31 protein-coding genes, 1 tRNA gene and 1 riboswitch are annotated in these 26,060 nt (G+C 34.5%); of the genes, 13 read left to right on the top strand and 19 right to left on the bottom strand.

Features of this window, described 5'->3' with window-relative positions:
• Positions 1-19 precede the first annotated feature (19 nt).
• The 8 genes from spoIIIAD to GH741_RS10725 form a co-directional block, all read right to left on the bottom strand.
• Positions 20-409 carry a stage III sporulation protein AD gene (spoIIIAD, locus tag GH741_RS10760; protein WP_153736781.1) on the bottom strand — a complete coding sequence of 130 codons (390 nt, stop codon included), beginning with the start codon at positions 407-409 and terminating at the stop codon, positions 20-22.
• A 4-nt stretch (positions 410-413) separates the two neighbouring features.
• Positions 414-620, bottom strand: a complete 207-nt coding sequence (gene spoIIIAC, locus GH741_RS10755) for a stage III sporulation protein AC (RefSeq protein WP_153736780.1) — start codon at positions 618-620, stop codon at positions 414-416.
• Between the two features lie 18 nt (positions 621-638).
• Positions 639-1,106 carry a stage III sporulation protein SpoIIIAB gene (gene spoIIIAB / locus GH741_RS10750; RefSeq protein ID WP_338079358.1) on the bottom strand — a complete coding sequence of 156 codons (468 nt, stop codon included), beginning with the start codon at positions 1,104-1,106 and terminating at the stop codon, positions 639-641.
• Positions 1,096-2,073 (bottom strand): stage III sporulation protein AA, encoded by a 978-nt coding sequence (gene spoIIIAA / locus GH741_RS10745; RefSeq protein ID WP_153736778.1) that lies wholly within the window; start codon positions 2,071-2,073, stop codon positions 1,096-1,098. Before spoIIIAA ends, spoIIIAB begins: the two co-directional genes overlap by 11 nt.
• 228 nt (positions 2,074-2,301) lie before the next feature.
• The gene (gene efp / locus GH741_RS10740; protein WP_153736777.1) at positions 2,302-2,859 is read right to left on the bottom strand and encodes an elongation factor P; all 558 of its coding nucleotides are present in this window, start codon (positions 2,857-2,859) and stop codon (positions 2,302-2,304) included.
• Positions 2,860-2,886: 27 nt separating this feature from the next.
• Positions 2,887-3,948, bottom strand: a complete 1,062-nt coding sequence (locus tag GH741_RS10735; protein WP_153736776.1) for a M24 family metallopeptidase — start codon at positions 3,946-3,948, stop codon at positions 2,887-2,889.
• Positions 3,949-3,968: 20 nt separating this feature from the next.
• Positions 3,969-4,397: a type II 3-dehydroquinate dehydratase gene (gene aroQ, locus GH741_RS10730; protein ID WP_153736775.1), complete on the bottom strand. Its 429-nt coding sequence runs from the start codon at positions 4,395-4,397 to the stop codon at positions 3,969-3,971.
• A gap of 253 nt (positions 4,398-4,650) precedes the next feature.
• Complete coding sequence (locus tag GH741_RS10725; protein ID WP_153736774.1) at positions 4,651-5,145, bottom strand: YqhR family membrane protein; 495 nt, start codon at positions 5,143-5,145, stop codon at positions 4,651-4,653.
• Positions 5,146-5,628: 483 nt separating this feature from the next.
• On the opposite strand from GH741_RS10725, the gene GH741_RS10720 reads away from it, so the two are divergent.
• Entirely contained in the window at positions 5,629-6,012 is a 384-nt protein-coding gene (locus GH741_RS10720) for an SA1362 family protein (RefSeq protein ID WP_153736773.1), read from the top strand.
• Between the two features lie 45 nt (positions 6,013-6,057).
• Here the strand turns inward: GH741_RS10720 and GH741_RS10715 are convergent, their stop codons facing one another.
• The 3 genes from GH741_RS10715 to GH741_RS10705 form a co-directional block, all read right to left on the bottom strand.
• On the bottom strand, positions 6,058-6,945 hold the full coding sequence (locus GH741_RS10715) for a patatin-like phospholipase family protein (protein ID WP_153736772.1): 888 nt from the start codon (positions 6,943-6,945) through the stop codon (positions 6,058-6,060).
• A gap of 158 nt (positions 6,946-7,103) precedes the next feature.
• Positions 7,104-7,523 carry a transcriptional regulator MntR gene (mntR, locus tag GH741_RS10710; RefSeq protein ID WP_153736771.1) on the bottom strand — a complete coding sequence of 140 codons (420 nt, stop codon included), beginning with the start codon at positions 7,521-7,523 and terminating at the stop codon, positions 7,104-7,106.
• Positions 7,524-7,662: 139 nt separating this feature from the next.
• Complete coding sequence (locus GH741_RS10705) at positions 7,663-10,224, bottom strand: vitamin B12-dependent ribonucleotide reductase (protein WP_153736770.1); 2,562 nt, start codon at positions 10,222-10,224, stop codon at positions 7,663-7,665.
• 450 nt (positions 10,225-10,674) lie between these two features.
• Between GH741_RS10705 and GH741_RS10700 the strand changes: the two genes are divergently transcribed.
• Entirely contained in the window at positions 10,675-11,067 is a 393-nt protein-coding gene (locus GH741_RS10700; protein WP_153736769.1) for a rhodanese-like domain-containing protein, read from the top strand.
• Positions 11,068-11,107: 40 nt separating this feature from the next.
• Here the strand turns inward: GH741_RS10700 and gcvPB are convergent, their stop codons facing one another.
• From gcvPB to gcvT, 3 genes are read right to left on the bottom strand one after another with little or no spacing between them, the layout of a single operon-like run.
• On the bottom strand, positions 11,108-12,565 hold the full coding sequence (gene gcvPB, locus GH741_RS10695; protein WP_338079355.1) for an aminomethyl-transferring glycine dehydrogenase subunit GcvPB: 1,458 nt from the start codon (positions 12,563-12,565) through the stop codon (positions 11,108-11,110).
• Positions 12,558-13,904: an aminomethyl-transferring glycine dehydrogenase subunit GcvPA gene (gene gcvPA / locus GH741_RS10690; protein ID WP_153736768.1), complete on the bottom strand. Its 1,347-nt coding sequence runs from the start codon at positions 13,902-13,904 to the stop codon at positions 12,558-12,560. The genes gcvPB and gcvPA overlap by 8 nt, the downstream gene beginning before the upstream one ends.
• 21 nt (positions 13,905-13,925) lie before the next feature.
• Positions 13,926-15,032 (bottom strand): glycine cleavage system aminomethyltransferase GcvT, encoded by a 1,107-nt coding sequence (gene gcvT / locus GH741_RS10685; RefSeq protein ID WP_153736767.1) that lies wholly within the window; start codon positions 15,030-15,032, stop codon positions 13,926-13,928.
• A 181-nt stretch (positions 15,033-15,213) separates the two neighbouring features.
• A riboswitch (glycine riboswitch) is annotated at positions 15,214-15,302 on the bottom strand.
• 176 nt (positions 15,303-15,478) lie between these two features.
• Between gcvT and GH741_RS10680 the strand changes: the two genes are divergently transcribed.
• Both GH741_RS10680 and GH741_RS10675 read left to right on the top strand, forming a co-directional pair.
• Positions 15,479-17,128, top strand: coding sequence for a DEAD/DEAH box helicase (locus tag GH741_RS10680; protein ID WP_205677324.1), 1,650 nt, complete (start codon positions 15,479-15,481; stop codon positions 17,126-17,128).
• Position 17,129: 1 nt separating this feature from the next.
• A complete protein-coding gene (locus GH741_RS10675; RefSeq protein WP_153736765.1) occupies positions 17,130-17,951 on the top strand; it encodes a YqhG family protein in 822 nt (273 codons plus the stop codon).
• A 95-nt stretch (positions 17,952-18,046) separates the two neighbouring features.
• Here GH741_RS10675 and GH741_RS10670 read toward each other — a convergent pair whose 3' ends face one another.
• Entirely contained in the window at positions 18,047-18,226 is a 180-nt protein-coding gene (locus GH741_RS10670; protein WP_153736764.1) for a YqzE family protein, read from the bottom strand.
• Positions 18,227-18,345: 119 nt separating this feature from the next.
• On the bottom strand, positions 18,346-18,849 hold the full coding sequence (locus GH741_RS10665) for a shikimate kinase (protein ID WP_338079354.1): 504 nt from the start codon (positions 18,847-18,849) through the stop codon (positions 18,346-18,348).
• 125 nt (positions 18,850-18,974) lie between these two features.
• Here GH741_RS10665 and comGA point away from each other — a divergent pair, with 125 nt between their 5' ends.
• From comGA to GH741_RS10625, 8 genes are all read left to right on the top strand, one after another.
• The gene (gene comGA / locus GH741_RS10660; protein ID WP_153736763.1) at positions 18,975-19,991 is read left to right on the top strand and encodes a competence type IV pilus ATPase ComGA; all 1,017 of its coding nucleotides are present in this window, start codon (positions 18,975-18,977) and stop codon (positions 19,989-19,991) included.
• On the top strand, positions 19,948-21,006 hold the full coding sequence (gene comGB / locus GH741_RS10655) for a competence type IV pilus assembly protein ComGB (RefSeq protein WP_240795474.1): 1,059 nt from the start codon (positions 19,948-19,950) through the stop codon (positions 21,004-21,006). The genes comGA and comGB overlap by 44 nt, the downstream gene beginning before the upstream one ends.
• Before the next feature lie 18 nt (positions 21,007-21,024).
• A complete protein-coding gene (gene comGC, locus GH741_RS10650) occupies positions 21,025-21,339 on the top strand; it encodes a competence type IV pilus major pilin ComGC (RefSeq protein WP_153736761.1) in 315 nt (104 codons plus the stop codon).
• Positions 21,339-21,776 carry a competence type IV pilus minor pilin ComGD gene (comGD, locus tag GH741_RS10645; RefSeq protein ID WP_153736760.1) on the top strand — a complete coding sequence of 146 codons (438 nt, stop codon included), beginning with the start codon at positions 21,339-21,341 and terminating at the stop codon, positions 21,774-21,776. The genes comGC and comGD overlap by 1 nt, the downstream gene beginning before the upstream one ends.
• Before the next feature lie 284 nt (positions 21,777-22,060).
• The gene (gene comGF / locus GH741_RS10640) at positions 22,061-22,507 is read left to right on the top strand and encodes a competence type IV pilus minor pilin ComGF (RefSeq protein ID WP_153736759.1); all 447 of its coding nucleotides are present in this window, start codon (positions 22,061-22,063) and stop codon (positions 22,505-22,507) included.
• Positions 22,479-22,868 carry a hypothetical protein gene (locus GH741_RS10635; protein ID WP_153736758.1) on the top strand — a complete coding sequence of 130 codons (390 nt, stop codon included), beginning with the start codon at positions 22,479-22,481 and terminating at the stop codon, positions 22,866-22,868. The genes comGF and GH741_RS10635 overlap by 29 nt, the downstream gene beginning before the upstream one ends.
• Before the next feature lie 61 nt (positions 22,869-22,929).
• Positions 22,930-23,001: transfer RNA gene (locus GH741_RS10630), tRNA-Gln, on the top strand.
• Between the two features lie 122 nt (positions 23,002-23,123).
• Positions 23,124-23,366 carry a DUF2626 domain-containing protein gene (locus GH741_RS10625; RefSeq protein WP_153736757.1) on the top strand — a complete coding sequence of 81 codons (243 nt, stop codon included), beginning with the start codon at positions 23,124-23,126 and terminating at the stop codon, positions 23,364-23,366.
• A 137-nt stretch (positions 23,367-23,503) separates the two neighbouring features.
• On the opposite strand, the gene GH741_RS10620 is transcribed toward GH741_RS10625, so the two are convergent.
• Positions 23,504-24,127 (bottom strand): MBL fold metallo-hydrolase, encoded by a 624-nt coding sequence (locus GH741_RS10620; RefSeq protein ID WP_153736756.1) that lies wholly within the window; start codon positions 24,125-24,127, stop codon positions 23,504-23,506.
• Between the two features lie 86 nt (positions 24,128-24,213).
• Between GH741_RS10620 and GH741_RS10615 the strand changes: the two genes are divergently transcribed.
• Positions 24,214-24,450, top strand: coding sequence for a DUF2759 domain-containing protein (locus tag GH741_RS10615; RefSeq protein ID WP_420809397.1), 237 nt, complete (start codon positions 24,214-24,216; stop codon positions 24,448-24,450).
• A gap of 332 nt (positions 24,451-24,782) precedes the next feature.
• Here the strand turns inward: GH741_RS10615 and GH741_RS10610 are convergent, their stop codons facing one another.
• Positions 24,783-25,067, bottom strand: a complete 285-nt coding sequence (locus GH741_RS10610) for a hypothetical protein (RefSeq protein ID WP_153736754.1) — start codon at positions 25,065-25,067, stop codon at positions 24,783-24,785.
• Between the two features lie 80 nt (positions 25,068-25,147).
• Positions 25,148-25,477, bottom strand: coding sequence for a hypothetical protein (locus GH741_RS10605; RefSeq protein ID WP_153736753.1), 330 nt, complete (start codon positions 25,475-25,477; stop codon positions 25,148-25,150).
• Positions 25,478-26,060: the final 583 nt, after the last annotated feature.

Genomic DNA, 26,060 nt, shown 5'->3' with positions numbered 1-26,060 from the left:
ATCCTGCTCCCTTCCAAGACTAGGCAGGTATAAATCCTATAATTGTTTCAATTACTGCAGTTAGAATTGGAACTGCTAAAACTAAAATAAGAACCTTTCCCGCAAGCTCTATTTTAGCTGCTACTGATGCTAGACCAGCATCTCTTGTGATATGAGCACCGAATTCTGCTAGATAAGCTATCCCTATTATTTGTAAAATCGTTTCGATGTACATTCCATTTATATTTGCTCTTGCTCCTAAATACTGGATTAAATTAAGAATTTCTGAAACATGTTTGATAACAGTGAGAAATATAAAAATCCCGGCTAATAAAATTAGAAAGAAGGCAAAAGAGGGTCTTTGTTCTTTAACGACTAGAACTAACAAACTTGTCACAATTCCTAAGCTAACAATTTGAATAATTTCCATTAGATTACCCCTGGAATAAAAATACAGATTTTATCTCTTGAAATAAGTCCGAAATACCATTTATTACAAAAATCAAGACTATAATGAATCCGACTAAACTCGCAAACTGAGCATATTCCTCTTTCCCCATTTGCTTCAAAATTGTATGAATCATCGCTACAATAATGCCAATTCCGGCAATTTGAAATAATACAGATGCATCACCTAGCATTTCGCCTTACTCCTTTCTTTAGATCAAGAGCAATACCACCAATAGTCCGGTTAAAAAACCTAGAGTTTTAACCATTTTGCTATATCGATACTGATAATCTTGAGCTTCTTGTAGTTCTCTATCTAAATGCGTCAAAGCTAAATGAATATGTTTTTGTTGTTGGGTGAAGTCATGTTGGCCAAGCGTTCTTCCAAATTGACGTAGGATTTCTTTTTCATTCACCCCTAACGAAACAAGCGGCCAAAAACCATCAAGATTCTTATGCCATATATCATATAGATTGCCTGGGTGTTTTCGTAAGTCTTCACTTATTCCTTTAAAGAGCCATGAAATTGGTTTTGGTAACTGTCTTGATAAGTTTTCGCATGCCTCAATAATTGGTGATTGACCATATAGTATTTCAGCTTCCAAAATTTGAAGGGCGTTTTTTAATTGTACTATTTGCTTTGGACGATCATTTAGTTTCCTCGCTAATTCAAACCCCACCCATGTGGTAGCGCTGAGCAAGAGAAGTGCCCCTATCCATTTCATTTTGTGTGCACCTCGGTTTCCTAAGAATATTGTGGCCGTCATTTGAAAGGATTGTTTCTACCATTCCTGGTTTAGTATCACGAGAAAGAATAATATACCTTTCAAATGCACTCTGTTGTAATAAAGGTTGAAGGGAAGGTCGCTTTTTTATGTCCTGTAATGAATTACCATGAATCGAGCAAACTATTTTCACTCCAGCGTGCATAGCTTCAGTTAAGGCTTGTACATCTTTACTACTGCCAATCTCATCCACAATAATGACATCTGGTGACATAGAACGAATCATCATCATCATTCCTTCTGCTTTTGGACAAGCATCCATAACATCCGTTCTTTTGCCTAGTTCATGTTGCGGAATACCTCTGATGCTACCTCCAATCTCAGATCTTTCGTCTATGATGCCAATCTTTTTAGGTCGAACATCTCCCCATCCAGTTGACATGAGGCGTGCAATATCACGTAATAATGTTGTTTTCCCTGTTTGCGGAGGACCTACTATTAATGTGTTTAGATAGTTCTTTTGGTATAAATAAGGAATATATTTAGCAGAAACCCCAATTTTTTCTTTGGCAATACGGATATTAAAAGATGCAATGTGTTTTAATGCTTTTACGTTCCCGTCCATTGTGTTAACCTTTCCAGCTATTCCAATTCGATGGCCGCCTTCAATGGTAATGAATCCTTCTCTTAATTCATCTTCCATTCGATACAAAGAAAACTGACTTAATTGGTTGATTAGGTGCATACCATCTTGTTCCGTAGGTGTCAGATGATCAAGCCATTGTTCATGATCATCAAAAATCAGTTCAATTGGCCTTCCTATTCTGACTCTGATTTCTTGCAAGCTTGTCCACCGTGAAAATAAGGCACTTTTTAATTGTTCCTGCAACATTTTTGGAAATAGACGTAAAATTTCTTCCATAGTCTAACTTCACTTCTTCCGTTATACTTTTTAATTTTCCTTTAATGTAAATGTATGCTTACCAGTTTTGAATATGACTACTAAATGTCACTTATCCTAATAGACTGTTATTTGCTAGACTGGATAGAGTGATTTTTTATTTGACCAACTTTCAATAAAAAAAAGACTCATTGTCATTTTAAATCTGACAATGAGTCTTTTTTATTTTATCGTGTTTTATAGTAATTATTATCCACGTGATACATACTTCCCATCACTGGTGTTTATTATTAATGTATCGCCCTCATTAATAAAGAAAGGAACTTGAACACTCAAACCAGTTTCAACAGTTGCTGGTTTCGTTCCACCACTAGCTGTGTCACCTTTTATACCTGGTTCAGTTTCAGTGACTTTCAATTCAACATTATTTGGAAGTTCGAGACCTAGCGTTTCTCCTTGATATGTCATTATATGAACTTCCATGTTTTCTTTCAAAAACTTCAGTTCATATTCAATCTGATTTGCTTGTAATTCAAGTTGATCATACGTCTCATTATCCATAAATGTATGAGCATCACCAGAAGCATAAAGGTATTGCATCTTTCGATTTTCAATATGGGCTTTGCTTACTTTTTCACCAGCTCTGAAAGTCTTCTCTTGAACACTACCATTTCTTAAATTACGAAGTTTTGAACGAACAAAAGCTGCTCCTTTACCTGGTTTTACATGTTGGAAATCCATTACTTGCCAAATACTATTATCAACTTCTATTGTTAGTCCTGTTTTAAAATCATTAACTGAAATCATCGTTATTCCTCCTTGTTTTCCCTTTAACTATAAAGTAATTAGTTCTTTTGATGCAAAGTTTAATGGCTCGTTACCCTCTTTAGTAATGAGTGTATCATCTTCTATTCGACAACCACCGATACCCTGAATATAGATTCCCGGTTCTACTGTAACTACCATACCTTCTTTTAATACTTCCTTAGATCTAAAGGACAGTCCAGGCCCTTCATGGACTTCTAATCCTAATCCATGGCCTGTAGAATGTCCAAAATAATCCCCGTATCCTTTTTCTTTAATATAATTCCTTGTTAAATCATCCGCTTCTTTTGCTGTAATACCTGCCTTAATCCCCTGCATACCCCTTAACTGTGCTTCAAGGACAGTATGATAGATTGTATTTAATTCTTCACTTATTTTTCCTACAGCTACCGTTCTAGTAATGTCAGAACAATATCCATTATATAGAGCACCAAAATCCAATGTTACTAATTCGCCTGATTTTATTTCTTTATCAGATGCTACCCCATGAGGTAATGCAGAACGATATCCAGAAGCTACAATAATATCAAAACTGGATGAAGTTGCACCAATTTTTCTCATATAGAACTCCAACTCATTGGAAACATCAATCTCTTTAACGCCCGGTTTAATATAAGAAAGAATATGTTCAAACGCTTTATCCGCAATTTCAGCTGCCTTTTTCATTATTTGGATTTCTTCGGCAGTTTTTACTAATCGTAGTTTTTCAACTAACCCTCTTGTAGGTATTAAGTCTACAGGTAAATCGTTTTTGTATTGCTCATAAACCCCATATGTGAAATCATCTTTCTCAAAACCGATACGATTTAAGCCGAGCTGCTTGACTTGATCTGAAACTTCCAAGCTTATCGGTTGCTTGTGCTCGATAATCTGAAAGCCTTTCGCTTGTTCCGTTGCTTGTTCTATGTATCTAAAATCAGTTATTAATATTAATTTGTCTTGACTTATCAATAAAAGTCCGGCTGTACCACTGAATCCAGATACATACCTTCTATTAATGGAGCTTGTGACTAATAACGCATCCAATTCTTGCTCCTTCATCGATAGACGAAGCTTATCTATTTTTTCCATTCTCCTCATCCTTTCTAAAACTATTCTTCAAGAAATGCTAAGGCAGCCAACTGATAACCTTTTACTCCTAGACCGACTATTTGTCCTTTACTTACTGGTGCTAGTAAAGAGGTATGACGGAAAGACTCGCGTTGATGCACATTTGAAATATGGACTTCAATAACTGGTACAGTTATTGAACTAATTGCATCTCTTATTGCAATACTCGTATGAGTGAAGGCGCCAGGATTAAAAATAATCCCTTGGTAGTTTCCGTCAGCCTGTTGAATTCTGTCTATTAGTTCTCCCTCATGGTTGGACTGAAAAGTATCTAATTGATACTTAAACGATTCAGTTAATTTAGTTAGATTGTCTTCAATGTCCTCCAAAGAAGTGACCCCATAAATCCCAGGTTCGCGTTTTCCTAGCATATTTAGGTTTGGTCCATTTAACAATAACAATCGGTTCATTAACAAATCTCCCCATCCTATATTGCTTTTACTTTCCTAGATATATATAAGCGCATTATATATTTTATCATAATTGAGTCTATTTGTACTTTTATACACTTATAAAATCGAACTTACTTTAGCACCTGCTAATCCGTCTAGAGTTACTAAGACAATCGTACTGTTAACATCAGTTAACTGCAGATTTTAGTTAGGACCAACTCTTAAAGACGAATTAACAGTGACAGCTAGATAGAAAGGGTTATATATTGTTTCACTGATTAGTTGTATTATTAACATCCTGATATTCGTAAGTTATGGAGTACCCGATAAATGTTCCATATAATAAAAACAGACATAAAGTAGTGATAATCGTATCACTATCCAAATCTGTCATATGTGAAACATTTGGAAAAACTGGTTGTAGCAAATAAAAAACAACAAACCAAAGAGCAATTCCGAATGCTGCACTAGGCCAAATACCTTCTATTTTTTTCAGTAAACCATAATATATAATAGCTGTTATTATCGAGAGCAAACCAATTGCAATAATCGATATCAGTTCTCCTAACCAACCATCTGACCAATTTGTATGGAGCCATGACCGCAAAACAAAGGTTGCTGGGGAAACGGATGTAAAATTGAAATATGATGCAATTGCTCCAAAAAAACTCCAAAGAATCCCTCCGATAAAACCAGTTATAAGCGCCTTACCTAGTACAGAAATTGGCTTCTCATGCTTATTCTGTTCAAGTTTTTCATTTTCCATAAAAACACCTCCATAACTTATAATGACCAATTGATTACTGTTCAATCCATTTATAAGAATATGTGCTAGTGATTATAAAGTTTTTCTAGTAAAATATAGGAAATGACATACTTAAATAGGGAATTATTTGGAGTTGGTAAGAGTAAAGCACCCGGTTGTGGTGATTATGTTCTTATATATGAAGTTATATTTGCTAGTAGTTTTATATTAAGAGTCTTGAGAAAACATTATGATAGTATTGAATATTTTTTTCTTAGAAGGGAAAGAATTTAAGATAGCTAGTTAATTAATTACAATCACAGTTATAAAAGTAAATTCGCCCACTAGTCGCCATAGGATAATCATTTGGAATAAACTTTCCTATTTTAAATTGATAATTCTATGTTCTGGTGAAAAACTTGCAACCGGAAAGTATCGAATCTTTCCATACCAAGGTACTAAACACTTCTAAAACGGTTGATTTAAAAAGGAAGGAGGATGTAAATGTTTCGCCATAAGCTATCCCCGTTTATCTATTTGCTTATCGGCCTTGCTGTTTTAGGGTTTGGAACTCAATTATTTAACAATACCGCTTCACTTTTAATAAATTTACTACTTATGGTAGCAATCGGTGCCGTTATATTTGGTATCATTTACTACTTTGTCTTAAGAAAGCGTACATCTAATGATATCAAGAAATATAAAAGAGCAGTAAAACAATCTAAAATGAAATATAAAAAAGAACAACCCGGCAAGCAGACAGTCACACAAGCAGTCAAGAAAAATTCAGCCTTAATAAATAAAAGAAAAGATTCAAAAAACCGACCTTCTCATTTGCGTGTAATCGATGGTAACAAACAAAAAAGAAAAAATCGAGCTTCTTTTTAAATGCTCGATTTTTTTGATTACTTTTTTCTATAAAAATATTTTATCTTATGGCCAATGCTTTAAAAAAGAAGCTGTGTAATTACGCCCCAATTCAATTAATTCATCTTTTTGCTGTTTGTCTAATTCTAACTCCGTAGCATCTACCTCCTTAACAGGCAAGAACAAAACGTCATTAAGGTATTTTTCTGAAACATATCTCGTATCGTGTGCTTTTCTCATTGTAGTAAATATAGCTTGAAACAATTCAAGAGAATTTTTTATTTCGTTTGAAGGCAATCGACCAATTGAGTCGCTCAACTTAATCCCCAATAAGGGTCTGGTTCTAGTATTACCGTCTTGATCAAACAACCACATAGGGAAGTTACTTAACAAAGCACCATCAACAATTAGACTTTTTCCGTAATTCATATTCTTTATTGCTTTGGGTCGAAATAAAAACGGAAAACCTGCACTCATACGTATTGCTTCAGATATTGAAAAATCGTTCGGGTTAATACCATACAGTTCTTGTAAATCGTCTGGAATAACAACCATTCTTCCTAATGTTAAGTCAGAAACAATGACTCTAAGTGAATCAACCGGGATGTCTTTAAAAGTGTACACTCCTACTTGCGCTAACTTATTGAAAAGCCACTGTTCAAATGCGTTCCCTTTATACAACCCCATAGTGAAGTACAAAGTAAACCACTTAATAAAAGGTAAGTATCTACCAATATCACTAGTATCCATAAATTTTTTTAATTCAAGTTCATTAAACATTGACTTTATTTCTATAGCATTGTAGCCAGCAGTTAACAATCCAGCAATAATTGCTCCTGCTGAGGTTCCCACTACTTTTCCATAAGAATAACCATGCTCCTCTATTTTTTCTAATGCACCAATAAAAGCAAAAGCTTTGACCCCTCCACCTGAAAAAACTGCGTCTATCCTCATATCCGCCTCCTTGTAGTTTTATATTATTTATAGTTTATTTGTGACGTTATTATTCGATAAACTGTTTGTTATATCTGCCAGAGCAGTGGCTGATTGCATAACAAAAGCACTGAAGTTAGTCCTCAGTGCTTTTTACTACCCTTATATGTTTTTCTATTTTATTCTACATTGCTTCTATGTATTTCTTTTAGTTCTTCAACTCTTGTTGGATTTTCTTCGAAATACTGAAGTAAATCTCCAATTCGATCAATTGAATCCCAACTAAGGTGATGTTCAATTCCTTCTACGTCATTATATATGTTCTTTTTATTAACACCTATTACTTCTAAAAATTGTTCGAGTAACTCGTGTCGATAAACTAACCTTTTCCCTATCTTTTTTCCTTTTGTAGTTAAGATTAATCCTCTATATTTCTCATAGTTTAGATATTCATCTTTATCGAGTTTTTGTACCATTTTTGTTACGGAGGATGGGTGTACTTGGAGTGCCTCGGCTATATCAGATACTCTTGCGTACCCTTTTGCTTCAATTAATATATAGATTTGTTCAATGTAGTCTTCCATACTTGGTGTTGGCATAAATATCCTCCATTTCTCACATACCACAATCAATTATCTATTTAATAAAAGGATACACTAATTCTATATGTGAAACAAGCAAATCCCCCTTATTCTCAAAGTAAAAAGACGACTTTACAGTCGCCTTTTTTGCTTTAAATTATAAACCACATTTTAATTGAGCATTACAATTCGTACATGTGTTACAGCCGCCAATATCCTCGACAGTTCCTTTTCGACAAACTGGACAAGTGTCACCAACTTCAGATCCTATCGTTACGTTGGTTTTATCTAATTCTTGAATCGTATCCATTAAAACCACGTGTGGTTTATTATTTAGTTTTTTGTCATTATTGCTTTCATTAAAACTATTTTCCTCCGCTTTTAGCGTTAGAACTTGTGAATCACGGCTACCATCAACATAAACCGTTCCACCCTTTGCTCCACCATTATATAATCTACGGTACACACCTTCCACTTGTTCAACAGCATAGCCTTTTGGAGCGTTAACTGTTTTAGAAATAGAACTGTCTACCCATTTTTGAATAACACATTGGGTATCTGCATGTGCCTCAGGAGAAAGTTCCATGGCTGCTACAAACCATTCTGGTAGATTATTTGGATCTTCTTCAGGATTTAAGTCTAAATATTCTTGAACAATATCTGCCTTCACCTCGATGAATTTACCTAATCTACCACTTCTGTAATATGAGAAAGAAAAATATGGTTCTAAGCCAGTTGATACTCCTACCATTGTTCCTGTACTACCCGTAGGGGCAACAGTTAATAGATGGGAGTTACGAATACCATATTTCAAGATGTCTTGACGTATATCTTCAGGCATTTTGCTCATGTAACCTGTGTTGGTGAACTTAAGACGTAACGCTTGTGTTTCTTGTTCAGTTTCACCAATAAGAAACGGAAAACTACCTTTTTCTTTCGCCAATTCAATTGATTCTCTGTAAGCTGTAGTCGCAATTGTTTCAAAAATCTCGTCTACTAGTTTGTTCCCTTCTTCAGAACCGTAAACTGTTTCACAATAGATTAACAAATCGTGTAGACCCATAACCCCAAGCCCAACACGCCTTTCACCTAGAGCTTGTTTTTTGTTCGGTTCAAGAAAATATGGTGTTGCTTCAATAACATTATCCTGCAGCCGCACACCAGTTTTAACAGTCTCTTTTAACTTTTCGAAATCAACCTTTTTATTTGCTTTGTCTGCAACAGAAGCTAAGTTGACAGCTGCTAAATTACAAACAGAATAAGGTGCCAGAGGCTGTTCTCCACAAGGATTAGTTGCAACAACTTGCTGTCCATATGCTTTCGCATTTGTCATTTCGTTTGCGTTGTCGATAAAGAAAATTCCAGGTTCAGCAGAATACGTTGCACAGATATTAATTAGATTCCATAATTCTTTCGCTTTCATTCGACGATAGACACGGATTCCGTAGCCTTGCTTTTCCCATTTACGTACATCCCCAACTTCGTGCCAACTCTGATTGTATGCTTTCATTTCTTCCTTTGAATAATTTTCGACGTTCGGGAATCGAAGCTCATAATCACTATCATTTTCAACTGCAGCCATGAATTCTTTTGTTAAACAGACAGAAATATTCGCACCAGTTAAAAATTCAGAATTATACACACTGTAAGTTCCTCCAGTGCTAAGCTTATCCTCTGCTTCCTTGATAGCATGCTCAGGAAATCCACCTTGTCCTGGTATAGCCTTATAATTAACAACACCTTGATACATATCACGTTCTGTTTCCGTCAACGGTGTGAATTTTAATTTTTCAATAGCTAAATGTCTTATTTGCTCGTCCTCTGTGTTTTCAATAAGAAACCTAAGAATTCTAGGGTTTTGCATTTTGGAAATAATGAATTCAATAATGTCAGGGTGCCAGTCTGCTAGCATTATCATTTGGGCACCTCTACGTGAACCACCTTGTTCAACCAGATGTGTCAATTTTGCAATATCGTCTAACCAGGAAACAGAACCAGAAGATTTTCCATTAACCCCACGTGCTAATGTGTTTCTTGGGCGAAGAGTTGATCCATTTGTTCCAACGCCCCCACCACGACTCATAATTTCCATTACTTGTTTTCTGTGATCGGAGATACCTTCTCGGGAGTCCTGAATATAAGGCATTACATAACAGTTAAAGTAGGTGACATCTGTATCTGCTCCAGCGCCGTATAGCACTCTACCAGCTGGAATGAAATTTAAATTAGACAGCTCATGATAGAATTTTTTAAACCACTTTTCTTTATTGATTTCTGTGGTTTCTACCTTGGCTAATCCTGCTGCATTTCTCATAGCAATTTGCTCATAGAATATCTCTAGTGGTTTTTCTATTACATCTAAAGACCTTTTAATTACACCAGATGCAGCCTCTTGTTCATCATCTAATACAGACACAAATTCCTTATCAACTTGAACATCAGCCTGGTTGCTTTGCCAATCTATCGATTTAATGAATCCAAGGCCTCGTGCTGGAAATTTCGGATCAGCTTTGACAGTTAAGACAACAAAGTCACCTTCAGATAGAGTTGTTTTCTCTGTATCCTTAAAAGCATAACGATCCAACATAACAAGTCTAGATACCCCTTTATGGGTTAATTTCATATCACTTGTTATCGGATGCACCTGCGTAAATAAACTAATGTCCTTATTTAAGCTTTCGACATTAATCTCCATTCGTACCTCTGTCATAGCTCCCATACTTACATCTCTCCTCTTCGAAAATCAAATAAATATTATATGTAAATCTATTGATGATATACAAATTTATTAGTTATATATAATTTAACATAATAAAGATAAAAAACAATATATTGTGCTCACTTTTTTAAATTAACACTATATATTGTGAATAGGGCACTTTGCGATAAATTTGTCAAACTTATAAAAACTATATTATTGTTAGATATTAAGAGTAAATAATAGATAAAATATAGTTTTTTACCGTAAACCACAATTTCTTTAGTTTGCAATTTTATATTTAATAAGAAACAAGATTCTTTCTTTTTTTACAAAAAAATACAAAAAAATAACAGAAATTTAAATTGTAATTATTAGACACTCTTTTTTTAAGGTAAAATACTTTGAAAAATGATATAATCATCAATATAATAGATAAATGAAAGATTATGAAATTGGGGGAAACAAATAATGGAACTAGGTTTTCTAATAGCAATAACGATAGCTTTTATACTATTTAGCTTGTATAGATACTTTAAACAGAAAAAAGTATTAACAACTTTATCTGAAGAAGAATTCCGTGAAGGCTATCGTAAAGCTCAACTTATCGATGTCCGAGAACAAAAGGAATTTGACGGTGGACATATACTTGGTGCGAGAAACATTCCTTTGTCACAGATGAGACAACGAATTAAAGAACTTAGAAAAGATCAACCAGTATATCTATATTGTCAAAGTGGAGCACGTTCAATGAGAGCAGCTATGTTACTAAATAAAAAAGGCTATAAAGACCTAAACCACTTAAAAGGTGGATTTAAAAAGTGGGGCGGTAAGATTAAACAATCAAAAAAATCTCAATATTAATAAAAAAACAATCCCTGAACTAAAAGGGATTGTTTTTTTATTATTTGTAATAACGCAATATAGGATTTCTAGCTGCCTTTGTCTCATCCATACGTTTTACAATGGTTGTATGAGGCGCTTCTTGAACAATTTCAGGATTATCTTTCGCCTCTTTAGCAATATGAATCATCGTCTCTACGAATCCATCTAGCGTTTCCTTTGATTCTGTCTCAGTTGGTTCAATCATTAATGCTTCCTCTACATTGAGGGGGAAGTAGATTGTTGGAGGATGGTAACCAAAATCTAATAAACGCTTGGCAATGTCCAAGGTACGAACTCCTAATTTTTTCTGTGTTTTTCCAGAGAGAACAAACTCATGTTTGCAATGCTGTGGGTAAGGTAAAACGAACTCTTCCTGAAGGCACCGCATCATGTAGTTTGCATTTAATACAGCATACTCACTTACCTTCTTAAGTCCTTCCGCTCCCATTGTACGAATGTAGGTGTAAGCTCTAAGATTAATTCCAAAATTGCCGTAATACGGTTTTACTCTACCAATTGAATCTGGTCGGTCAAAATCAAACACATATTGATTTTCCTGTTTACAAAGAACTGGTTTTGGTAGAAATTTAGCTAGATCTTCAGATACACCAACAGGACCAGATCCAGGGCCGCCACCACCATGTGGGCCAGTAAATGTTTTGTGTAAATTTAAATGGACAACGTCAAACCCCATATCTCCTGGTCGTGTATAGCCCATAATTGCATTTAGATTAGCACCGTCATAGTAAAGTTTTCCACCAGCACTATGAACAATTTGTGCCATTTCTAAAATTTGTTCTTCAAACAAGCCTAAAGTGTTTGGATTCGTTAACATAAGCGCTGCGGTATCGCTTCCTACCACTCTTATTAAATCTTCTAAATCAACAAGACCACGTTCGTTGGTTTTTACAGTAACAGCCTCAAATCCAGCCACTGTTGCAGATGCTGGATTTGTACCATGGGCCGAGTCGGGAACAATCACTTTGGTGCGGTTCAAATCGCCATTGGCCTCATGAAAAGCACGAATCATCATTAGACCAGTCCATTCGCCATGGGCACCAGCGGCTGGTTGAAGGGATACTTCATGCATTCCAGTTATTTCTGCTAACGATGTTTGCAGGTCATACATAACTTCAAGCGCCCCCTGAACTGTTTTTGTATCTTGATAAGGGTGAATATGACTAAACCCTTCTAGTCTTGCAACATCTTCATTCATTTTGGGATTATATTTCATAGTACAAGAACCTAAAGGGTAAAAACCTGAATCCACACCATAGTTCCGAGTTGATAATCCGGTATAATGTCTAATAATTTCTAATTCACTTACTTCAGGTAAATCAGGTTCGCTTCGCCTTATATAGGTAGATTCAATCTCGTTAGATAAATCTGTTTCCGGAACATCAATTTCTGGGAGGCTATAGCTCGTTCTACCCCGCTTACTATGCTCAAATATTAATGGGAAGTTTTGATTAGCCACGGATATCCACCACTTTCTCGACAAATTGATCAATTTCTTTTTTAGTACGAATTTCTGTGACGGCAATTAGCATTTTACCTTTTAAATGTGAATCAACCTGTTCTAAATCATATCCGCCAATAAAACCTTTTTCTAAAAGCTTTTCGTTGACTTCTTTTACTGAATGGTTTACATCGATCACTAACTCATTAAATAGTGCCCCAGTAAAAACTACTGGAATATCAGACTTATTTAATTGTTGTTTCATGTGATAAGCCTTTTGCATGTTTAACCAAGCCATTTTCTTAATACCTTGTTTACCCAGAGAACTCATTGCCACAGAGGAAGCAAGCGCATTTAATGCTTGATTCGAACAGATATTAGAAGTTGCCTTATCCCTCCTGATATGTTGTTCTCTAGCTTGTAATGTCAAAACGAAACCTCTTCTTCCCTCTTCGTCAACTGTTTGACCTACTAATCTTCCCGGTACCTTTCGCATTAATTTTTTGGTTGTGGCAAAATAACCGCAGTGAGGACCTCCGTATTGAGAAGGGATACCAAAAACCTGCGTATCACCCACAACAATATCAGCGCCGAATTCGCCTGGTGGAGTCAAGTAACCAAGAGCTAACGGGTTACTAGAAACAATTAGCATTGTTTTCTGTTCAGCTAATAACTTCTGAACTTCTTCCAACGGCTCAATTTGTCCGAAAAAGTTAGGATATTGAAGTACAACACTAGCAGTATCCTCATCGATTTCTTTCATTAGTTTGTCTACGTCTGTAATTCCGTTTTTATGGTCAATTTCAACCACTTCTAACCTTTGGCCTTTAGAATAGGACTCAATAACCGCTCTAGATTCAGGGTGAACAGATTTAGATACTAGTACTTTTTTTCTTTTTGTTTGAGCAGCACTTAAATTTGTTGCCTCAGCAAGAGCTGTCGCTCCATCATACATAGACGAATTGGCAACATCCATTCCAGTTAATTCGCAAATCATTGTCTGAAATTCAAAGATAGCTTGCAATTCACCCTGTGATATTTCAGGTTGATATGGAGTATAAGCAGTATAAAATTCAGATCGGGAGATAATGTGATCAACTATAGACGGGATGTAGTGATCATAAACTCCTGCACCTAAAAATGATGTATGTGTTTTAGTACTACTATTTTTCTTTGATAAGTTTGTTAATTCCTTCATCAATTGTGGCTCACTTAATGGCTTTTTAAGATTTAATTCCTGTTTTAGTCTAACTTGATCAGGAATATCAGAAAACAATTCTTCTGTTGAACTAATGCCAATCTTATTCAGCATCTCTTTTTTATCTCCATCAGTCATGGGTAAATAGCGAAATTCCATGATTTCCCTCCTCACAGTGAATTATTTAGATCGCTTATAAAATGGTGTTGATACAACTTCAGCTTTAAGCCTTCGTTTCCTTACCTGAACATAAAGTTTGGTGCCTAATTTCGCAGCTTCTGTACGAATTAATGCGAGACCAATATTTTTTTCCAAAGTTGGAGATTGTGTTCCTGTTGTAACAAAACCTACTTGCTCTTCCCCTAAAAACACTTCATAACCACTGCGAGGAATTCCCTTATCAATCATTTCTATTCCGACTAACTTACGCTCCGTACCATTCTCTTTTTGTTGTTTCAGTACATTTTTTCCAATGAAATCCGAGTCTTTCTCTGTCTTAACAGCAAATCCTAAACCCGCTTCAATTGGAGATATTGATTCACTAAGCTCTTGACCATACAAGGCTAAGGTTGCTTCAAATCTTAAAGTATCTCGAGCACCCAGGCCAACTGGCTGAATGCCTGCTTCTTCTCCAGCACTTATTAACGACGTCCATAGCTGTCTTCCGACCTCAGATGGAACATAGACTTCAAAGCCATCTTCTCCGGTATATCCTGTACGAGCGACAATTGCATTAGCATCGATTCCGTCAAACCTAACAGGACTTTCAAAGCCAAAAAACTTTATTTGAGATAGATCTATGTTGGATATTGTCTGTAGTACCTGTTCTGCTTTAGGACCTTGGATAGCCAATTGCACAAAATCCTCTGAACAATTCGTGATCGATACGCCATTTATTTGGTGTTTTAACAACCACTCAAAGTCTTTTTCTATGTTGGAGGCATTGACAACGAGTAGATATTTATTCTCCTCAAGCATATAAACAATTAAATCGTCTACGGTTCCGCCATTTTCATAACACATCATTGTGTACTGCGCCTTTTTAGGAGTGAGCTTGGCAATGTCATTTGTTAGTACGCTTTGCAAAAACGATTCACTTGCCTCTCCTTGGACTAAAATTTCACCCATATGTGACACATCAAATAACCCTAAATATTCTCTCGTTGCATAGTGTTCTTGCTTTATGCTAGAAAATTGAACTGGCATATCCCAACCACCAAAATCAATCGTTTTGGCACCCAGTTTTTTATATTCCGGATAAAGTGGTGTTCGCTTCAATTCGGACATCTGATCAAACAACTCCAATCTTTTATAAGATAATAAAAAAAAACAGAGAATCCACCAAAATTAAGTGAATTCTCTGTCCTTGTACCAGAAAGTTTCGCAAAGAGTAATTATTAAAAACGATAATCACACTAGCATGCTTCTTGGGTAGTTTACAGTAACAAATAAACATTCTCCAGAGTTGCGTCATTCAAGAGTCTTTTTGCCTGAGAGATTCGCGGGTTTCGCTTGCTCCTTCGGCGCTACATAAGTAGTCTCTCCTCATGAAATCATTCGCTAATTTTAAATTGTTTAAACATGGGCATACTACTTTTTATCAGTTCATTATCTACTTTTTTCTAAATTCATGTAACAAATATGTAACAAATCAAAATCATTATATCATAGCGCATCTGTCTATGTGAATGAATTTTGTTTGTTGATAAAAATTAATTTTTGAAAGGTGAGTTATGATGAACATTCAATTGAATCGTGACCAAGAGTTTATTGAAGAATTTAATTCAAGAATAGAAAACGAAGGATCTTTTAGCTCTTGGCAACTATTTAGAATGTCATACCGATCCGCCGTAGCAACAACAACTCCGGAGTTTAAAGGATTAACAGCTCCTAAACGCTTACCACATGTGACATTTCTACAACATCAACTAGAATGCGCTCAACAAGTAGTTGAAGAAATGAATGGAAGAGGAATTCTTGCAGACGAAGTTGGTCTTGGGAAAACTATTGAAGCTGGGTTAATTTTAAAGGAATATATGATACGAGGCCTGGTTAAAAAGGCATTAATCCTTGTGCCAGCATCATTAGTAAACCAATGGGTAAATGAATTAAGTCAAAAATTTTATATACCAGCACTATCCCAGAGAAGAAGGCCAGTATGGGACCAACAGAACATCGTTGTTACCTCTATCGATACAGCAAAGCGACCTCCGCATAGAGATATTATTTTGGAACAAGAGTATGACTTTGTGTTAATAGACGAAGCACACAAACTTAAGAATCATAAAACAAAGAATTACGAATTTGTACGGTCATTGAAGAAAAAATACTGTTTGTTATTAACTGCTACACCAGTACAGAATAAGCTAATTGATATCTTCAACCTTGTCTCTATTTTAAAACCAGGACACTTAGGTAACTATGAAGAATTTACTAAACAGTTTGGTAAAGACCGAAACAATTTGTTTAATGATGCACACTTAAAACAACTGATTCAAAAAGTAATGGTGCGCAATCGTAGAGAAGATACAGGGATTGATTGGACAAAACGAAATGTAGAAACCGTTTGGATTGATTTTACAGATGATGAACAACAAACGTATGAGGAACTAACTAGAATTTCGACCGAGTCACCTAATTTTTCTTCAATAACTTATACACGGGAGCTATGCTCTTCTAGGGAAGCTTGCTATTTATCAATAAAGAAGTTGCTAAATCAAGATAGGGAGATTGCTAACCGATTAGATTACGAAAATTTAATGAAACAAATCGAACAGCTTCCACATCATGCAAAAGCCCTTAAAATAATTGAATTAATTAAAGACACAGATGAAAAATTTATTATATTCACCGAATACCGCGCAACCCAGCTATATCTGCAATGGTATCTACAACAACACGGAATTTCCTCCGTTCCTTTTAGAGGAGGGTTTAAGCGTGGGAAAAAAGATTGGATGAGACAATTATTTCAAGATAAAGTTCAAGTTTTAATAGCCACAGAAGCTGGGGGCGAAGGAATTAACCTGCAATTTTGTAATAACATGATTAATTATGATCTACCATGGAATCCGATGCGACTAGAGCAACGAATTGGTAGAATTCACAGGTATGGCCAAGAATATGATGTAAATATATACAATTTTGCTATTAAAAATACGATGGAAGAACATGTTATGAATTTATTATATGAAAAAATCAAGCTCTTCGAACGGGTTGTTGGGAATTTAGATGCCATATTATCTGAACTCGAGATTGGTGATGTTGAAAAAGAAATAGAAACAATTTTCAAAGAATCCTCAACTGACGGAGAAGTGAAAATAAAACTAGAAAACCTTTCTTCCGTTATTTCTTACGCACAGGAACAGCAAGCAGAGGAGGCGTGAAATGGCACTCGAGAATCTTCATGATTTCTTAACAGATTACTTCACCGCAAATCAATGTGACATAATTGAAAATTATAATGGGAAATTGAGTATTCAGTTAACCGATAAAATGGATGAATTACTGATGAACCGACCATTTTACTGGCAGTACGTAAAAACACTAGGATACCCAGGAGAGCCAATGAAAGTTTCCTTCATTACAAACCCAAACCGTCGGGATGAAGAAGGGGAATGGGTTCATTTTGGTAGTCCTAGACTTCACCAAATTTTTAACACTCTTATTTCACAAGGGAAATTCACAAAAATCTTTGAACGAGTTACAACAGAATTAAGAACGCCACTTGTTCCGTGGTTGGTTCTAAATATTAGAATTAGCTACACAGGTAAACACAAGAAAGATGAGATTAAATCAATGGGATTACAGTTAATTAATGGAGCAATGATTACTCAAATTATGGACGAACTAGAGGTGTTATCCTTACAGTCTTCCATCCCGGATTTTTGTTACACAATTACTCCCCTTATTCGCCTTAAGAGTGGATATCAAAGAATAATCCAATATATTGAGAACTACCTCCAAGATATCGATCATACCTGGGCACAGGAATCTTGGCATCATCTAGAGGAAGAACAAAAATTATTAGAACATTTTTATGAGAATGTTAATGATGATCATCCTGATTTGATAAGTAGAAAAGATCAGGAACTTATAGACTTAAAAAATAGATTTAAGCCTCAAATAAATATCGAGGTGGTTAACGGAGGGATTTTCTACTTGTCTCATGCTTCTTCTATACGAATCATAAATGAGCATTTACAGTGAAATATATTAGCAATTTTAGGGTAAAATAGCCCGATAAAAATAATTAGTCCATAAAAAGAAAAAAATAGCAGGTCCACGGAAATGGATGCCTGCTATTACTTTTTCTTTTTAACTAATAATTTAAAAGCGAATGGTAACAATCCAAACCAACGACCGGAAAAAGTATTTTTGTTGTTACTTCGTTGATTTTTTTTCTTTTTTCGTTCTTCATGTGGAGTATCCATATATTTAACAATCTCTTGTGTCATAAACTTAACATAGTCATTACCAGACATAGATATCACCTCAACTAGTATATATGTCTAGTTTAACCATAATAATTCAGGTTATTCATATTATCGGTGTTAGGATTTCATCGACACTATAGACTAAAAAAAATATAAAACATCGTCGATTAATATTTTTGCTGGACCAGTCGATAAATCTCACTTGCAATATCTTCTGGTAGCCTGCGGTCCGTCCGTACAGTATGTAATGAAACTTCACTATACTTCATCAATCTACTGTTATATAATTCCTTTTTATCGTTTCCTTTCTGATTCCATAGGGGTCTTAAGGTGTCGTTTTTTAAACGTGTTACAATTTCTTTCCATGAAGTTTCTAAATAGACAACTAATCCATGTTCTTTCATCCAGACTATATTTTCCTCTCTTTCAACAACCCCTCCACCAGTAGAGATTATTGCATTTTCAACCGGTAACTTTTTCAATAAGGCTGTTTCATAGTTCCGAAAAGTAGCTTCTCCTTCTCGTTCGAAAATGGCTGAAATCTTAGTATTATACTCCGACTCAATGATGCTATCCATATCCTTTAATTGAAAATTTAACCTGTTTGCTAAATGCTGAGCTACACTTGATTTTCCACTACCCATAAATCCAATTAGAAAAATTGATTTCACTTTTTTATCCTCCCAACTTTTACCTTAATTTAAAACTTCAATAAAATTTTTTATTTTCTTTGAAGGTTTTTTGTAACTCACTGTCGAATATTGTACCATGAACTAGAAAAGAGGTGATATTTAGGTTGAATCCCGCTGCAATTTTCTCGAAAAATCTTCTTCTATCCGCTATTCAAGCCACTGCGTCCGACATTCACTTTTGTCCATCCACCCATAAAACAGAAATCTACTTTAGAGTCCATGGAAAGAGGATCATTCATCAAAATATACCCCAAAAACAATTTGAAACATTGTTAGCTTATTATAAATTTTCCTCTGGTATGGACATCGGTGAAAAGCGAAAACCCCAACATGGTACCATTTCGTTTCAAACACACCACTTGCAATTCTCACTACGCCTTTCTACTCTTCCCCTGAACATATCTGAAAGTCTGGCGATTAGAATTCTACCTCAAAATGAAGCCCGCCAACTTGAACAACTTTTTCTGTTTCCAAACCAACTAACAAAAATAAAAAGTTGGATTTCCAAACGAGCAGGTATTATTTTGTTTACTGGACCAACTGGAAGTGGCAAAACGACAACTCTGTATGCACTACTTCAGTCTTTATTACAAGAACAATCCTTCCAAACCATTACCCTTGAAGACCCTATCGAAAAGGAAATGAGTAACATTCTTCAAGTGCAGGTTAATGAACGGGCTGGAATTAGTTACAATGCTGGTTTAAAAGCGGCACTTCGACACGATCCGGATATTTTAATGGTGGGTGAAATTCGTGACAGAGAAACGGCTCATTTTGCATTCCACGCTTCGTACACCGGTCACCTCGTTTTAAGCACTCTCCACGCAAAAGATGCCGTTGGAACCATTCATCGACTATTGGAGATGGGAATTAAAAAAACAGACCTTGAGCAAAGCTTAATTGCAGTTGCATCTCTTCAACTACTACCCATTAAAACGAATGATTTTCTCCCATCAAGAGCAGCTATTTTGGAGCTTTTAGACAACCAATCTCTACAACAGGTAATTAGTAATGGATCAATAACAATGAATAATGACTTTTATTCCTTTGACCAATTAAGGAGGAAAGCCTTTGCTTATGGATTCGCAACGAAGGAAATTTTTAACATGGGTAATAAATAAAAAGAAACTCTCTCTAAAGGATCAACACAATTTTTTATATCGGTTGAGTCAACTACTTAACAATGGATATACACTCCTTCATGCTTTAGAAGTATTAAATTGGGATCGTAGATGGGCTTTTTACACCGAGCGAATATATAACAGCTTAATTGAAGGCGCCTCGATTGATGAAGCATTAAACCATGCAAATTTCAATGAAAAGGTTGTATCATTTATGTATTTTTCAAATTCTAATAGTGATTTAGAAGGAACACTAAATCATTGTTGTATCATGTTGAAACAACAAATTGATTATATGAAGAAATTCCAGCAGACATCAAGATACCCATTTGGATTACTTATATTAATTCTAGTTCTATTATATTTTGTAAAAACATCTGTGTACCCATCGTTTCTTCAGCTGTTTTCCTCTATAAGCAATTCTTCCGCGATTACAAATCTATCGATATCCGTTGTAACTATCCTTTTCAATTCCTTGTTAATTAGTATTTTAATCATCATATTCACTGTCCTCGTATGGCAACTGGCAAAATCAAAACTAGAAACCCGCATAAAGATACAAATCTATAATTTTATACCAATTGTAAGAAGCTTTATGAGATTAAATACAACGTTTCTCTTTTCTTTACATTTAAGTTCTTTATTAAAAGCAGGATCAACATTAAAAGAAGCCTTTCAAACATTAAATAGTCAGTCACAATTGTTGATTATATCCTACTACTCAAGTCTCATCATTAGGGATGTGGAAAAGGGTTATAGTCTTTCTGAGGTACTCTCGTCTTTTTTATTGTTTGAAAAAGAACTATCAACTATATTTCAGGATAACATTAATAATCAAGCGCTAGAAAAGGATCTAAGTATCTATTCTGGTTTTTTAATGGATCAAATACAAGATAAGATTAAAACATCATTATCACTTATTCAACCAATTTTCTTTGTATTAATGGCAGGTCTAATTATTTTCATCTATCTATCGTTAATGCTTCCTATGTTTCAATTAATACAATCTATCTAAAGAATTGAGGGGTCAATAATGAAAAATCAAAAGGGATTCACATTAATAGAAATGTTAATTGTATTAACAATAATAAGTACACTGCTTATATTACTAGTACCAAATCTGGCAGAAAAGAATACCCAGGTTCAAAATAATGGGTGCAAAGCTCTTGCTCAAATGACCGAAAGTCAAGTACAGGCCTACGAAATTGAAAACGGACAGAAACCGGCCAATGTTGATACATTAATAAATTCTAACTATCTAAAAACAAATATATGTTCTAATGGAACGAAAAAAATTGAGTTGTCTACAGATGGTGTCATCACTATTGTAGATAACATCATTGAATAATGAAAAACGCTAAAGGCTTTACATTACTGGAAGTACTTGTAGTACTAAGTGCTTCTCTTCTACTTTTGTCTATCGGTTCCATTATTCACACCAACATATTGCAAAACTATCAAAAAGAACAATTTTTCCGATTATTTCAAAGTGATTTGTTGCATATGCAACAAATCACTTTCATTAAAAGAGAAATGTTGTATCTAACCATTCAACCCGACCAGCATAATTATATAATTAGAAGGGCAGGAACAGGAAAGACAATAGTTAAACGAGATATACCTAATAACTGGCATATCCAACTAGTAACACTCTCCATGCCGATTTCTTACACATATAGCGGAACGATAAAAAATCCTGGTATGTTTACCATAAAAACCGATGATTCTCAATACGACGTTTATTTCCCTTTCGGTAAAGGTAGGAATTATGTTGTTGAATACTAATTCAAAAGGCTTTTTATTAATTGAAGCATTGGCTTCAATAACTATAGTTCTTACAGTAATCTTGACATTTATACCTATTTTATATCAAGTCAAAATGGAAGAACATGTTTTAAGCCAACGAAGAGAAATCCATTCCAGATTACATGATAATCTGCAATTATATTTATCGATATCAGAATTGGATCAAATGCCTATTACGCAGCAAAGAATTGTCACTAATAGGAATATTACGTTTACATTTAAGCTTGAGGATAATTTGGTGAAAGGGTGTGCTGACTGGACCAATGAAAAAAATAGATTGGAGAATTTTTGCTTGTATGGACTCCCGCAATAATAAAGGCTTTACCCTTGTCTCTTTGTTGTTATCCTTATCGATTATTTTTATTACCCTACCTCTCCTCCCTTTTATCCTCAACTCTATAGAACAAGAATCATATTATGAAGAAATATCTATTAGACAGTTTTTTCATTTCGTTAACGTGGAATTTCATTCAGCTGTATCATATTCCACAGTAAATTCTATAGTAAATATACAGAAAGGTAATGGTGAGATAGTAACAATTGAGAAATATCAATCTTTAGTTAGAAGAAGAGTTGCTGGTCAAGGCCATGAAGTTTTAGTACGTGACATCAAAGAATTTTTGATTAAACCAATATCAAATGGAATAAAGATTGAAGTTACAACACTTGAAGGAGACACATATGAGAAGACATTCAGTTTTACGTATTAGAAAACTTTCTAATAAAAATGGATTCATCTTTCCCTATGTAGCATTTATAGCGGTTCTGGTACTAGTAAGTATAACTGGGAGTATACAGATATATCAAAATAATATAAAAATGACACATTATGATGAGGAACAATTAAAGATAGAAACACTGTTTCAAATGGGGAAAGCCCAAATAAAGCAAGAACTACCGTCCCAAAGTTCTTCTATTAGTACTCTAGATCAATATACGTACACCTTTCCATATGGTACCGTGAAAATTATAGTATTATTAGCTAATCAGTCAAGTGTCACAGTCGAATTCAATATTACCACATCAGAAAATAGCATACACACCACAGTAACGAATATACCATTAAATTAAAGTTATCTATCCATGTATAAATTCTGATATAAGGTAAACGATACTACATGTAATCCTTTAATGGGCTATAGCCAAGCGGTAAGGCAGCGGATTTTGATTCCGTCATTCGTTGGTTCGATTCCAGCTAGCCCAGTTTAAATTTAATTATAGTTAAAAAAATATGCTTTTTGGGTGAAGATTAATTTTACATTCTCTTTTTCCTCGTATATAATAGCAATAGCGATGATACATACCTTTTGAAAAGGAGGGGAAAGTATGGATAGAACGTTTAGAATGCTTGCTTTTTGGACAGGAATATTTTCTGTAATGTTTTTTGTTGGAGATATGCAAAGCATGGCCTTTCTATTTTTGGCCCAAACTGTTTTCTTCCTAGGAGTAGGATTCTTAAATTTATCTGAGAGAATGTATATGTACTTATTTGGTGCATATTGCACTATATTTTTTGTTGGATTTACCTACTATTCAAACTTCATACTAGTTCCCGGATTTGGACATTAATACAAAGACTCTAATCAAATGATTAGAGTCTTTGTATTAATGTCGTTTAAAGTTTTCAGGATAAAAGATTAGCTACAGATACTCTAACTAATGAATCTAAGTACTATACTAAAATCCCTTTTTAAAGAAAGCTGTTTTTAGATATTCAAAAAGGGATTTTGAGAACGTTCTGTTTTAATTGTTGTATCCTCACCATGGCCTGGATAAACGATAAGAGCATCATCTAGCGTAAATATACATTCTCTAATGCTATTGAGTAATTGCTCATGATTACCTCCTGGCAGATCTGTACGACCTATTCCTAGTTTAAATAGGCTATCTCCTGCGATAACGAAACCTTGCTTGTCAAAGATAAATATAACTCCACCCGGGGAATGTCCAGGTGTGTGTTTAACTTCGAAATGAAAATCATTAATGACCATTTCGCCAATTTCTAAAGTAAAATCAGGTTCTCTCGACTTAATTTCACCTAAGGGGAACAAAGCTGAACCATTTAAGTTTGGATTGCCTAGCCATTTATCCTCAAGCTCATGGACATAGACCGGTATGTTATAATAATCTCGTACGTGATCAACAGCACCAATATGATCAAAGTGAGCATGAGTTAACAATATTGCCTTTGGGTTTAAATTTTCACCCTCAAGGTAGGTAATGATCTTTTCGGGTTCTCCGCCAGGATCAAATATAATCGCACTATTTGTTTCAGACACTATGTAACAATTTGTTCCTAATGGACCTAGTGACATCTTTTTTATATTCATAACCGTGCTCCTTTTTTAAATAAGATTATTCTATTTTTAAACTCGACAAATCAACTATTTTGTTTTAGAATGTATGATGTGATTATATCTACTACATATTAATAAATATTAGTCCCAATTACAATACTGGGAAGACTTTTTCAAGGAGGTTGAGAATAATGGAATTGGCAATAATCTTTTTAGTTGTAGCAATTTTATGTGCTATTGCAGTATTGAGAGAACTTAAAACTAAGAACTTCTTTGCAGTCGCTTTTGCAGGTGCTTCCACACTAGTATTTGGCTGGTTTTCAATTATGACACTTTTCTCTCCATTGTTCCAATAACTTAAATATTTATAAATCCTTTCCCTACTATATGGTAAAGGATTTTTTATTGGCTCTACAAAAGCCCCTACAACGTGTAACTGTTCGACTTTAAAATAATTGCAGCATCGCCATACTGCAATTATTAATTAGATTTGTAATTTAAAACCAAAATCTTACCTGAACTGAGAGCTTGATTATGTTTTTTCCAAGATTACTGTTCTAGCTTAAGAATTAGAAACGAATTAACAGTTTTTATAATTTTTCTATATTTTACAAATTTGAGTTAAGAAAGATTAAGTTAAAAGAATTAATGCCTCTCAAATTAACTTCTTCACTTATTATAGAGGTTACTACTTAAAAAATAAAAGTAGTAAAAGTGAACCAAGTAAATTAGGTAAGGCAATTAGAAACAATGTACTTGATAAATTTAGCTTTTCATCCAATTCGATAATCGCTGAGTTTCCGAGCGGTGAGGAATTCCTTCCAGAAAATCCTGTTTTTAAAAAACCCGCAACAACTATTCCTATCAAACCTATAACTCCACTAATATTTATAACTATTGAAGCGTTTGCTGCAAATAATGAAATAAGTGATACAATAATAAAAATGCCTAATCCTAGTAAGAATTTTTTCATATAATCACCCTTAAAGTTATTATTGTCTTTATTATCCTAATGTTTGTTGAAAAAGATTACCAATTATAACTGTAGAAATATCAACTTATAAAATAATCTTTAAAATAAAATATCGTTAATATTAATGATATCAATGTGTAAACTGCAGCAGTGTAAAATGCAACAGTCGGATTAAAAGACTTTTTTTCCTCATCAACTTTTATACCAGTTTGAGCTTGTGTTTTCACTCTAACGCTATTAGAACCTATCCCCCCGGTTGAATTAAAAAACCACACGATCACTACGACCCCAAGCCCAGTTAAAAAAGAGTATTCAATAAATTCTGCATTTAAAGAGAATGCTACTCCCCAATTAATAATAAGTATTGTAAAAAAAGTAATAATTGACCAAACTATATTTTTTAACATCATCTCATCACATCCCTCATTTTATATACGAAATCCCTACTAAAATGTTTCATTATAATCTCTTCCTTAGCTCAATCCTTGGTTTAATTTAAAAGGAATTATAGTTCCATTTGACTACTTCATGATTTTGGATTCAATAGACTTACGTTTCACATGTCTAAAATATATGGTCCTTAATTCAAGAAAAATAAGAGTTAGTCTTTTAGACTTTTAATTCTTTTACTACTCTATAACCGTCTGAAGGATATCCACCATAGGGCTTCCACCAACTAGGATATTTAATCGGTATAACAGTAACAAGGAAATTTATTAAGTTTAAGAGAGAACAGCCATTTCAAAAGTAACTTATTTCATTAAAAAAGAATTCCTGGATAGAATGAATAGGAAAATGCTAATAGAAGAGATACCAATGGGCCTCCTAAGGCTATTATTACGTTCTGAAGTGGAGACAAATAACTGTCAGTGGAGTGAGAACAAAAACCATAATAAGCCCATATTATATGAAAATGTATTCTACCAATCTGAAATCTTTTTTAATTACTTTCGAAATTAGGACCAAGATAGACCTTGGCAACGATATCCCTTT

Origin of the sequence: Aquibacillus halophilus, from assembly GCF_009649745.1 — a bacterium.
GTDB lineage: Bacteria > Bacillota > Bacilli > Bacillales > Amphibacillaceae > Aquibacillus > Aquibacillus halophilus.
Note: the sequence above shows the minus strand (reverse complement) of the source record. Positions and strands in the feature narration are given on the sequence as shown.